The 12,125-nt window shown below is 62.7% G+C and carries 5 protein-coding genes and 1 tRNA gene; 4 read left to right on the top strand and 2 right to left on the bottom strand.

The window, feature by feature from the left end; genetic code table 11:
* The coding region (locus DXC67_RS10675; protein ID WP_233503211.1) for a hypothetical protein at positions 1 to 212 on the top strand (212 nt) is incomplete at its 5' end.
* A gap of 114 nt (positions 213 to 326) precedes the next feature.
* Here DXC67_RS10675 and DXC67_RS08360 read toward each other — a convergent pair.
* Positions 327 to 878 carry a LemA family protein gene (locus tag DXC67_RS08360; protein ID WP_082421874.1) on the bottom strand — a complete coding sequence of 184 codons (552 nt, stop codon included), beginning with the start codon at positions 876 to 878 and terminating at the stop codon, positions 327 to 329.
* 211 nt (positions 879 to 1,089) lie between these two features.
* Here DXC67_RS08360 and DXC67_RS08355 point away from each other — a divergent pair, with 211 nt between their 5' ends.
* Positions 1,090 to 1,674, top strand: a complete 585-nt coding sequence (locus tag DXC67_RS08355; RefSeq protein ID WP_158551589.1) for a TetR/AcrR family transcriptional regulator — start codon at positions 1,090 to 1,092, stop codon at positions 1,672 to 1,674.
* Between the two features lie 3 nt (positions 1,675 to 1,677).
* Here DXC67_RS08355 and DXC67_RS08350 read toward each other — a convergent pair.
* Positions 1,678 to 1,767, bottom strand: a tRNA-Ser gene (locus DXC67_RS08350).
* 51 nt (positions 1,768 to 1,818) lie between these two features.
* Here DXC67_RS08350 and tadA point away from each other — a divergent pair.
* Positions 1,819 to 3,600, top strand: a complete 1,782-nt coding sequence (gene tadA, locus DXC67_RS08345; RefSeq protein WP_117638049.1) for a tRNA adenosine(34) deaminase TadA — start codon at positions 1,819 to 1,821, stop codon at positions 3,598 to 3,600.
* Between the two features lie 402 nt (positions 3,601 to 4,002).
* On the top strand, positions 4,003 to 12,111 hold the full coding sequence (locus DXC67_RS08340) for a Spy0128 family protein (protein ID WP_147327778.1): 8,109 nt from the start codon (positions 4,003 to 4,005) through the stop codon (positions 12,109 to 12,111).
* The last annotated feature ends 14 nt before the right edge of the window (positions 12,112 to 12,125 follow it).

The raw sequence follows: 12,125 nt of genomic DNA, 5'->3' as shown, positions 1-12,125 counted from the left end.
CATGTGGGGGTGATGGCGACGTGCATTTTTGCGAGTATTCTGCAATCGAAGGCCCCTGCATACCGACCTCGGGCAAAAATCGGGATTTCTTGATGTTTTCTACGAATGATGGGCGGGGTTATGGGCTGACAGCGTTTGATTTGCAGGGATATTCGCGGTCTTTGGCATTTATCGCGGTGCCCGAAGCCCTTGGTTATGTTGAATACTCCTAAAAATGCACGGCGCTTAGAGGGGGACCTTCGCGAAAAAGGAAACCGCCCCGTCGAAGTATGCGTTCGACGGGGCGGTTTATACATTTGGCCGATTAAGGATGCGCTGCCAAACTACTAGAACTTGACGGTCGGTGCCTGGCGGGCTGCTTCGGCGGCCTCGAAGCCCTGGCGCTCCTTAAACTGGAAGATGCCGGCAAAGATGACAGCCGGGAACGTCTGAATGGCGTTGTTGTAGCTGAGCACGCAATCGTTGTAGCTCTGGCGTGCATAGCTAATCTTGTTTTCGGTATCCTCGAGCGATGCCTGGAGCTGCGTAAAGTTGGTGTTCGCCTTAAGGTCGGGGTAGGCCTCGGCTACGGCGAAGAGCTGGCGCAGCGCACCGGTCAGCACGTTGTCGGCTTCCATTTTGGCCTCGGGCGTGGTGGCCTTGACGGCGGTGTTGCGCGCGCTGATCACGGCGGAGAGCGTCTCCTGCTCGTGCTTGGCGTAGCCCTTGACGGTCTCGACAAGGTTGGGGATCAGGTCGTTGCGGCGCTGCAGCTGCGTATCGATGTTCTGCCAGGCGTTATCGATGCGATTACGCTTGGTGACCATGTTGTTGTAGATGCCGGCGATGGCGCAGACAATCACAATGACAACAACGATGCCGATGATGACGGTAATCATGATGTCTCCGTTTCGAATGGCCGCGGCGGCATGCGCCAGCTGCCGTTGGTATAACGCTACTAGTATACCCGCAACGTTTTGTCGTGCCGAACTTTCCGGTAAGCGTTATGTTTTCGGCGGGGTTGGCACCGGGGCAAAGCGCGCGAGGTACAGGTGTAAGATATGCGACAGATTGACGAACGTTGTCTTTGCCCTGAGGATGGCGATACCAGTGGACCTTCGCATTAAGAAAACCTACCGCGCCCTGTTCGATGCCTTCACCGAGCTTCTCGAGGAGCATCGTTTTGAGGACCTGACGGTTGCCATGCTGTGCGACCGTGCCATGATTCGCCGCACGACGTTCTACAAGCACTTTCGCGATAAGAACGATTACTTTGCCTTTTATATCGATGAGCTCATGTCGGGCTTGCCGCAAAAACAGCCCGATGAGGCCGGCGCAGTGTCTGCCGAGGACGTGCGCGCGCTTCGGCACGCGATTTTGGACGATGCCATGGATTTGATTCTGGCGCACGAGCAGCTCATGGATAACATTTTGGCAAGCAGCATGTCGGGCATGCTGACAAACGTTATTTGCGACCGCATTGCCCGCTCCATCCGCGAGCGTGTGATGAACGTGCTTGCCGAGGATGCCCTGGCCCCCGTGTCACTCGAGACGACGTCTGAGTTTGTCGCCGGCGGTATTATTCGACTTTTCACGATATGGTGGGAATCGGGCCACGATCTTGAGCGTCGACCTGAGATGGCCGACGTGGTCGATGCGCTGTTTGAGCGGACCATGACACCGGTGCATCATTAAAAGTGGCGGAGAGAGGGGGATTCGAACCCCCGGAACGCTCTCGCGCTCAACGGTTTTCAAGACCGCCGCATTCAACCGCTCTGCCATCTCTCCGTGAGTCGTAATGATAGCATCGTTTTGAATTTGCAACAGGGAAGGCGAACGATGACGAGCACCGAAATCGACGAGAAGTTCATGCGCGAGGCGTTGGCGGAGGCGCGCGCCGCCGCGGCGGTGGGCGAGGTGCCCATTGGCGCTGTGGTGGTGCGCGCGGGTGAGATTGTCGCGCGGGCGCATAATCGTCGTGAGCTCGATCAGGACCCTTCGGCGCATGCAGAGTTCGCGGCCCTGTGCGCTGCCGCTCGGTCGCTCGGTCGCTGGCGCCTTTCCGACTGTACGGTCTACGTGACGCTCGAGCCCTGCTGCATGTGTGCGGGGCTTATGGTTAACGCGCGCGTAGGACGCTGCGTGTATGGCGCGGCTGATGCCAAGGCGGGCGCTCTGGGTTCGCTGTATGACCTGAATGCCGATTCGCGCCTGAATCATCGGTTTAACGTGACCGCCGGCGTGCTGGCAGACGAGTGTCGTGAGGCGTTGAGCAGCTATTTTAGTAGGCTGCGTGGCACCGATGGTGCTGGCTGCGGTTGTGGGGCCGATCTTGAAGCACACGCCGCTCACGCCGCAGCACTTGCAGGTGTCGGTGAGGATACTGACACGGCGGTTGACTTTGGTCCTGCGTGCCGCCGACCCCGCCGTGTGCTGTTGGCGATCGACTCCTTTAAGGGCAGCGTTTCGAGCGCGCAGGCGGAGGCGGCGGTTGCCGAAGGCGTGCGCCGCGTTTGGCCCGATGCCGAGCTGAACGCTTTGCCGCTGGCAGATGGTGGCGAGGGAACGCTCGATGCCGTTGCCGCGTGCGGCGGTGAGATTGTGACCTGCGAGGTGGCAGGTCCCCTGGGCAAGCGCACGTCTGCCCGGATGCTGGTTGATGTCGAGCGCGAGTCCGCGGTCATCGAGATGGCCGAGGCGGCTGGCATTGGGTATTCGCCTTGCACGGAGTCGTCGGCGCTGGTTGCTACAACCTATGGCGTGGGCGAGCTCATGCTTCGCGCAGTCCGTGCTGGGGCAAAGACTATCTATATTGGTCTGGGCGGCAGTGCCACCAACGACGGTGGCGCCGGCATGCTGCAGGCGCTGGGCGCGCGTGTGGTCGATGATCAGGGATGCGATGTCGCCCCCGGTCTTGCAGGCCTTGAGCGGGTGGCGAGCGTTGATTTGGCGCCCGCGCTGCAGGCTTTGGATGGCGCTCGTATCGTTGTGCTTTCGGATGTCGAGAACCCACTCGTGGGGCGTCGCGGCGCGCTTGCGGTGTTCGGCGGACAGAAGGGTCTGCCGGCTGATGATGCCGAGGCGCTGAGCAGGTGCGACAGCTGGATGGTCGGCTACGGCCGCTTGCTCGACGCTGCGATTGCCGGAGCTCGAGTCCAGGGATTGTTGCGCGCACCCGAGGGCGCACGGACATTTGGCTCGGTGCTCGGCGTGCCCGGCGCAGGTGCCGCCGGCGGCCTAGGTGCCGCGCTGCTGGCGCTCGGTGCCGAGTTGCGCTCGGGCGTGGAGACGGTGCTCGATCTCGTGGGGTTTGACGAGCGTGTACGCGATGTCGACCTGGTCATTACAGGCGAGGGCAATATGGATGAGCAGTCCGCCGCCGGTAAGGCGCCGGTGGGCGTGGCACGCCGTGCCAAGCGGTGTGGCAAGCCGGTGATCGCTGTCGTGGGCGGTCGCGCTGTCAACCTGGATGCGGTATATGGGCAGGGTATTGACTTGGTTTTGCCGATCTGCCGCAAGCCCATGGACCTGGAGCGGGCACTCGATTCGCAAGAAGCCACAACCAACCTCATCTGTGCCGGCGAGTCTGTTGCGCGAGCCTACGACCTCGGCCGCATCTAGAAAAGTAGTCTTTTTGCACTTCAGGTGTTGACGCCGCCATTTATGTGCCATTAGTAGATTGCTCTTCGTTCAGTTGTTCGCCAATTAATCATGCCAATTAATTACCATTTCGGGCGAAGACGTGGATTATCTCCATGATGGGCCTCTTTGGTCATAATGTTGTCTTTAACTGTCCTTAATCAATAGATCGCTCGTGGGAAGAGAAGGCGACACCAGAGGGGGAGAAGGGAATTGGAGAGGAAAGTTTTCGGCGGGGGGGGGCAGAGAGTCGCTGCTCTCTGCCTTGCGCTGGTTCTCGGCTTCGGATGTTTATCCGTTGGCGCGACGGCCGGTGTCGCATATGCGGCCACGGAATCGCGGACTGCGTATACTGCGGAGGAGTTTGAGATCACCCAGGACGGCGTGACCTATTCGTGCGAGACCACGGATAAGGGCACGGCGGAAATCACAGGTATTGTTGCCGACGACAGTGTGACCGCGGTGAGTGTGCCCAGCTCCATCGAGCATGGTGGCCAGACCTACAAAGTCACCAAACTTTATTTCTCGTCTGGTATCGTGGCCGAGAATGTTGAGCAGCTGACGCTTCCCGACACGCTCGAAAACGTGCGCGGATGGTATTTCCGGAAGTTCGTAAAGGTCAAGGAGCTCCATATCCCTGGCTCCATCAAGAACTTCGGTTGCTCGCTGCAAAACGCTGGCTCGCTCGAAAAGCTCTATTTTGATGAGGGCGTCGAGGAGATTAGCGCCAACATGATGGTCAATGGCTGCAGCAGCCTTTCGGAGATCAATCTCCCCTCCACCCTCAAAATGATTTCGGGCTCGGGCGCCTTCGAGGGGGCTACGGCCCTCACAAGCATCGAGTTTCCAAAAGATGTCGCCTTCTCCGACACCATAACGGGCGTGTTCGAAGACTGCACGTCTCTGACAAGCGTGTCGTTGCCCGCTTCGGTTACCAAGATCCCCTCGCACATGTTTGACGGATGCACCTCTCTCACGTCCGTCACCGCGCTGAGCGAAATCGAGTCCATCGGGGATGGGGCGTTTCGGAATTGCTCGAGTTTAACCGGAATTGATTTCCCGGGCACATTGACGAGCATCGGATCCTCTGCTTTCCAGGGGTGTGCCAGCCTGGTGAGTGTGCCCAATCTAAGCAAGGTGACAAAGATGGGCAGCGGGGCTTTTCGCGAGTGCAAAAATCTGCGGGCGTCCGTGGACCTGTCCTCGCTTCAGAGCATTCCGGGCTATGCGTTTTGCTATACGCCGGTTAAGATCGTGGGGCTTTGCGACAACCTGAAGAGTATCGGTGACTGGGCCTTTATCCAGAGCAACGTCGCCGTCCAGCTTCCCAGGACACTTGAGACAATTGGCGACTACGCCTTCTATTACGGCACGTTGCCGGAGCAGCTTTCCATTCCGGATTCCGTGACTTCCGTTGGCAGGGCAGCCTTCTCGGGCGTAGGTGGCGTGAGGGATGTGACGATCGGGCGCGGCCTCACCAAAATACCCTTGGGTATGTTTGACGACAGCACGGTTCAGAAGATCACAATCGAAAACAGCATGGACGACATCACCGGCTCGGAGAACCTCCCGTCCTCTGGCGTCGATATCGTCTACACGCGCGAGCACATCGATGACGGCGTCGGCGGTACCGTGAGCGATGACAGCACCAAGACCCTTCAGGATCTGGTCGACGAGGCCCCCTATGACAAGGAAACCGTCATCACCCTGAAAAAGCACGTGAAGCTTGGCTCCACGCTCACGATTCCTGCCGGGAAGATGATTAAGATCACGTCGGATGAGCCCTATACCATCTTGGCAAAGAAAAGCGGCTTCTCCGTACTGGTCAATGTTGCCGAGGGGGCATCCCTCGAGCTGTCGGGGAAAGTGTCCCTGAGTGGTCGCTACAACAAGGGCGCCATTATTTCTAGCAGGGGAGCGGTTGTGCTCTCTGACGAGGCCGTTGTGTGCGACGGCGCTGCGAACACCGTCAATACGGGTGTCATCGACGTGTCGGGAGACAAGGCTTCGCTTACCATGACGGGCGGCGTTATCGAGCAGTGCGAACTTAAGGACGCGTATTGCGGCGCTGTCCACGCGAAAGACGGCGCTCATGTTGTCATGAAGGGCGGCGTTATCCGTAAGAATCACGTGTCTTTCTCCGCAGACGGCGATGGTAATTACCTTTCGTCTACCGGCATCATGCTGATGGGCGATGCCCACCTTGAGATGAGTAACGGCAGTATCGAGGATAACGCCGGCTATCAGGGCGGCGCGGTGGTCATGTACAGCGAGGCTCGTAACCAGAGAGCCTCCTTTGAGATGACCGGTGGTCAGCTTGTGCGCAACAGAGGCTATAAGCTTGGGAATCGAACTCCCTCCGGCGCAGTGCACGTCGAAGGGAATGCCGAGTTTACCCTCAAGGGCGGCAAGATCGAGGACAATATTGCGTATTCTGATGGCAAAGGCGGCGGAGTGTGCGTGGTCGATCGCGGCCTGCAGCAGGGTGGTAGGGACCATACCGCTTTCACTATGAAAGGTGGCTCCGTATCGGGTAACTCCGCTTCCGCCGGCGGAGGCATCTATACCTATTCAGATGACGTCAAGCTCAGTGCGGGCGAGATCAAGGACAATACTGCTCGGAATATGGGTGGCGGCGTATATAGCGAAGGCAATGAGTATCTCGTCTATAGCACGCTCCATATCGAAAACGCTCTCGTTGTTGATAACCATGCGAAAAAGCAGGGCGGCGGCATGTGGTTCTGCCCGACCGGAGATGCCAAGGTCTACGTCCAGAACGGTGGCCTGATCGCCAGGAACTCGGCCGATGAGGCGGGAGACGACCTCGTCTTCACCGGCTTCAAAGACGCCAAATACAAACTGACCTTGGCCAACCGCGCTCCGGGCGGCGGAAAGGTCAGCTGGTACAGAGACGGTGGGCTGTTTAACCCCGAAGGCACTTATGCGGAAACAAACACCGAAATCCCGCGATTCTCTCCCGACGGTGGCAACGGCGAGCCCCTGTCCTTTACCGACGCCACGCCGAACGTCGCGCTTAAATCTGTGATGAGCGAGGATGTGTATAACCTCGGCCGCGGTCAGACGTCGCTGACGATCTCTGGCAATACGGCCGAGCGGGGAGGCGGCATCGGCGCCAACGGCGGTGTCATCATCGGCAAGTCCGAGAACATCGACATTCCCATCAAAAAGGTCTGGGAGAACCCCAGGATTCCCCATCCTAATAAGGTCAAAGTAAATCTCAAGAACGGCGATACCGTCATCGATTCGATCACCCTGAGCGAGTCCAACGACTGGAAGGGCGTCTTCTCCAACCTGCCCGCGGGCGCGCACTACACCGTGTCCGAGGACCCCGTCGAGGGCTACAGCTCGAAGGTCACCGGCGACGCCGAGCGCGGCTTCACCGTGACCAACACCTCCACGGCCAAGGTCTCGGTGCCCGTCGAGAAGAAGTGGGTCGGCCCGGCGGCCGAGAAGGCCACCGTGCGCCTGCTCGCCGACGGGAAGGACACCGGCGAGTCGGCCGAGCTGTCGAAGTCCAATAGCTGGAGGTACTCCTTCGAGGGCCTGCCCAAGTACTCCAAGTCCGGCTCCGTGATCGACTACGCCGTGGCCGAGGTGCCCGTCGAGGGCTACAGCTCGAAGGTCACCGGCGACGCCGAGCGCGGCTTCACCGTGACCAACACCTCCACGGCCAAGGTCTCGGTGCCCGTCGAGAAGAAGTGGGTCGGCCCGGCGGCCGAGAAGGCCACCGTGCGCCTGCTCGCCGACGGGAAGGACACCGGCGAGTCGGCCGAGCTGTCGAAGTCCAATAGCTGGAGGTACTCCTTCGAGGGCCTGCCCAAGTACTCCAAGTCCGGCTCCGTGATCGACTACGCCGTGGCCGAGGTGCCCGTCGAGGGCTACAGCTCGAAGGTCACCGGCGACGCCGAGCGCGGCTTCACCGTGACCAACACCTCCACGGCCAAGGTCTCGGTGCCCGTCGAGAAGAAGTGGGTCGGCCCGGCGGCCGAGAAGGCCACCGTGCGCCTGCTCGCCGACGGGAAGGACACCGGCGAGTCGGCCGAGCTGTCGAAGTCCAACGGCTGGAAGCACACCTTCGGGGGCCTGCCCAAGTACTCCAAGTCCGGCTCCGTGATCGGCTACGCCGTGGCCGAGGACCCCGTCGAGGGCTACAGCTCGAAGGTCACCGGCGACGCCGAGCGCGGCTTCACCGTGACCAACACTGTGAAGACGGGCGAGCTCGACGTCTCCAAGACCGTCGTTGCGCGCGAGGGCCTGGCGGTCGACGCGGACAAGATATTTAAGTTTGTGGTTGAGGCCACCGATGCCATGGGCCGCAAAGTATCCGGCACCTACGGTGACGCGACGTTCGAGGACGGCAAGGCGACCCTCAAGCTCAAAGATGGCCAAACGGCGAGGATCACGGGGCTGCCCGAGGGAACTGCCTACACGGTGACCGAACGTGCCGCCGAGGGCTACACGACCGCGGTGAACGGAGCCGAGGGATCCAGGGCCGATGGCTCCATCTCGGCCGATCAGGTCGCCTCCGCCGCCTTCACCAACACCTTCGACCCCGCCCCCGCCACGGCGTCCGTCCCCGAGCTCACCAAGGTGCTCGCTGGAGGCCGCAAGCCCGGCCTCCAGGAGGGGGAATTCACCTTCGAGCTCTCCCTCACCGATGGCGCGGGCAATGTCCTCGAGGGCTACCCAATCGAGGCGAAGAATGACAAGGACGGCAAGGTTTCCTTTGGCGAGCTCAGCTTCACCAATCTGGGCACCTACCACGCGACCGTGACCGAGAAAGCAAGCGGCGATGTCCTGATTGAGGACGATGCGCATGCCTTCACCTTCGACATCGCAGTGACTCAGACTGGTGCCGGCCTTAAGGCCGAGATCTTCAACGAGCGGGGCAAGAAGACCTTCACCAACACCTTCACGCCGCACGACAACACCAAGACCGTCACCAAGGCGGACGCCTCGGGTGCCAAGGTCAATGTGGATGGCAGGCTGGTGGGCGTGGGCGATACCCTCACCTATACCATCGGCTGGGCCAATAACAGCGTCGACGACAGGGGCGCCGCGCAGGCGGCTGACGTGACGGTGACCGATGTCCTGCCCAAGGGCGTTAACTATGTTGAGGGTTCTGCCGACGGTGCCGCCTACGACGCCGCGACGCGCACCCTTACCTGGTCGCTCGGCGAGCAGGCTGCGGGCGCCACGGGCACGCTCAGCTTTGACGTGAAGGTCTCCGCCGAAGCCGCCGTGGTCGACGACATCTCCAACACCGCCACGGTCAAGGTGGGGGAGAACGAATCCCAGACCAACACGACCCACAACAGCGTGTCCCGCGAGGGCAGCCTCACCGTCAAGAAGACGGTCGTCGGCGGCGACAGCCAGCGAGAGTTCGGCTTTACGGTCGCGCTGACCGACGGGGACGGCGAGCCCGTCTCCGGCACCTTCGGCAAGGGCGAGCACGCCGTGACGTTCGCGGGCGGCAAGGCGAACTTCACGCTTAAGGATGGCGGGGAGAAGATCATCTCCGGCCTACCCGTGGGCGCGCACTATACCGTGACCGAGGATGCCGCCGAGGGCTACGCGACCACGGCCGAGGGGGCCGAAGGCGCCGTGACCGAGGACGGCGCGACTGTCGCGTTCACCAACACGTACGGAACGGCCACCGAGGGCAGGGACGTCTCCACCGCGGGGCTCTTCACCAAGACGCTCGAGGGCCGCGACTGGGCGGAGGGCGACAGCTTCCAGTTCACGCTCGCGGGCGAGGACGGCGCCCCCATGCCCGAGGGCTCTGCCGACGGCTCCAAGACCGTCAGCGTGACGGCCGGCGCCGGCACCAAGGCGGGCGATAGGGTCGCCTTCGACTTCGGCCCCATCCGCTACACGCTCGATGACATCAAGGACGCCGGGTTCGCCGAGATCGGCGGCAAGCGCGTGCGCGCCAAGACCTTCACCTACACGGTGCGCGAGGTCAGGCCCGATGACGGCTCCGCCATCGCTGGTGTGGCCTACGACGGCCACACCGCCACGATGACGGTGACCGTGACCGACGACGGCTCCGGCAACCTCACGGCCACGACGCCCGCAATCGCGCAGGCGAGCGGCGGCGACTTCGTCAACACCTACACGACCGAGCTCGACTACTCGGCCCGCGCGGGAGTGCGCCTGTCCAAGACGCTCTCCGGCCGCGCCATGGAGGCGGGGCAGTTCGCCTTCACCGTGACCGCGGACGCCGAGACGGCCGCCAAGCTCGGCCTCAAGACCGGCAAGGACGCCTACGCCGTGGCCGCGGTCGATGACGGTGCGGCCGGCCTGGTCGACCTCATCGGCGGGACCGCGGAGAGCGACGTGAAGTTCACCGACGCCGACGCGGGCAAGGTCTATCGCTTCACCGTCACCGAGACCAAGCTCGGCGGCGAGGGCTACACCAACGACACCGCGCCGCGCACGGTGACCATCGCGCCCGCCTACGATGCCGCGACGGGCAAGCTTACGGTCACGACCACAGTTGCCAAGGACGGTGTCGAGGTCGCACGCAGCGAGGTCTCCACAGCGGATGGCGCCACGGCGGCGCCCGCGCCCGTGACGGTCGCGTTCGAGAACTCCTACGAGGCCACCGGAAAGCTCGGCGGCGAGGGCAACGTGGCAATTAATGCCACCAAGACGCTGACGGGCCGCGCCGCGAAGGCGGGCGAGTTCTCGTTCTCCGTCCGCAATGCCCAGGGTAATGTGGTCGCGATCGCGACCAACCAGGCCTCCGGCGACGGCGAGGCCGCGGGACTTGCGTTCTCGTCCATCGCCTACACCACCGACGCTCTCGAGCAGATGGTGGCGGACGGCACCGCCACCAGGGCCGCCGACGGCTCCTGGGTCATTCCCTATACCGTTTCCGAGGACGGCACGGGCCGGCTGCCCGCGGGCGTGACGGCGGCCGCATCGAGCTTCGGCATTACGGTCAAGGTGACCGATGACGGCAAGGGCAGGCTGGATGTGGCCGTGGTCTACCCCGAGGGCTCCGACGGCACGCTGTCGTTCGTGAACGGCTATAGCGCCGGCGAGGCGACGGTCGACCTCGCGGGCACCAAGACGCTGGCGCTCGGCCAGGCTGGACTCGGCCTCACGCAGGCCGACATCGAGGGCAAGTACGCCTTTAAGATTGAGCCGCTGGATGGCGCGCCCGCACCGGTCGACGCCTCCGGCAAGACGGTGACCGAGGCGACCAACGACGCCGTCGGCAATGTCGTGCTGGGCCACGTCACGTTCAGGCAGCCGAGCGATCTCGATGACGTCGAGATCGACGGCGACGGCCTGCGCACCAAGACGTTCGCCTACCGGGTGAGCGAGTCCGGCTCGGTCGACGGCGTGGTCAATGACGCGACGGCGACCAGGACCTTCACGGTCAGGGTCGTCGAGGACACCAATGCGGGCACGCTCGCCGCGGAGGTCCTGCCCGCAGAGGGCACGCCCGAGGGCAGGGGTGCGTTCGAGTTCACCAACACCTACGGCGTGAACCCGACGCCGAGCTCCGTCACCGACCAGATCAAGGTGAACAAGAAGCTTAAGGGCCGTGACCTGGCCGAGGGCGAGTTCGAGTTCCAGCTGGTCGAGCTTGCCGCCGACGGCAGCGAGAGCGTCGCGGCGACGGGCAAGAACGCCGCCGACGGCACGGTCGCGCTTAGCCCCGTCACCTACACCGCGCCCGGCACGCACAGCTACGAGCTGCGCGAGGTCGCCGGCACGGCGGGCGGCGTGACGTACGACAAGACGACGTACTGCGTGCGCACGACGGTTGCCGATGCCAAAAACGGCACGCTTACCGTCAAGCACGAGCTCATGGATGCCGAGGGCAATCCCGCGAACGACACCTCGGTGACCTTCACCAACGGCTACCAGGCCGCACCCGTCACCCTCAAGCTGGGCGCCGCCAAGGTGCTCAAGGGCGCCGAGCTCAAGGCGGGCCAGTTTAGCTTTGAGCTCAAGGGCCGGGACGGCAAGGTCATGTCGACCGCCAAGAATGCCGTGGACGGCAGCGTCACGTTCGATGCGCTGACGTTCAAGCAGGCTGGCACCTACACCTTCACGGTGAGCGAGGTCGACGACGGCCAGGCGCACGTGACCTACGACAAGGCGGTGCACAAGATCGTCGTCACGGTGAGCGACGAGGCGGCAGATGGCACCAAGACGGGCTATCTGTCGGCGAAGGTCTCCTACGAGGGCGACGCCAACCTGCCGCCAGTCTTCACCAACAGCTACGCCGAGAATCCCGGGACCCCCGGCACCCCCGAGAACCCCGGCACGCCGGGCGGTGGCTCGGATGGCGGTTCCGATAGCGGTTCCGGCGGCAGCTCCGGCGACGGCTCCAAGGGCGGCATGCCCGACACCGGCGACCGCAGCCTGCCGGTTGAGGCACTCGGCGCCATGGCCGGCATCGGTGCGCTGGCCGTCGCGGGCGGCGCGGTCCTGTACCGCAAGCGCCGCTAACGATATGGACGAGT

It is taken from the genome of Collinsella sp. TF07-1 (genome assembly GCF_003437235.1).
Lineage (GTDB): Bacteria > Actinomycetota > Coriobacteriia > Coriobacteriales > Coriobacteriaceae > Collinsella.
Note: the sequence above shows the minus strand (reverse complement) of the source record. Positions and strands in the feature narration are given on the sequence as shown.

Excerpts from the sequence above, each read along its gene's own strand:
- DXC67_RS08360 (WP_082421874.1), bottom strand. The coding sequence starts at position 878 with ATGATTACCGTCATCATCGGCATCGTTGTTGTCATTGTGATTGTCTGC.
- tadA (WP_117638049.1), top strand. The coding sequence starts at position 1,819 with ATGACGAGCACCGAAATCGACGAGAAGTTCATGCGCGAGGCGTTGGCG.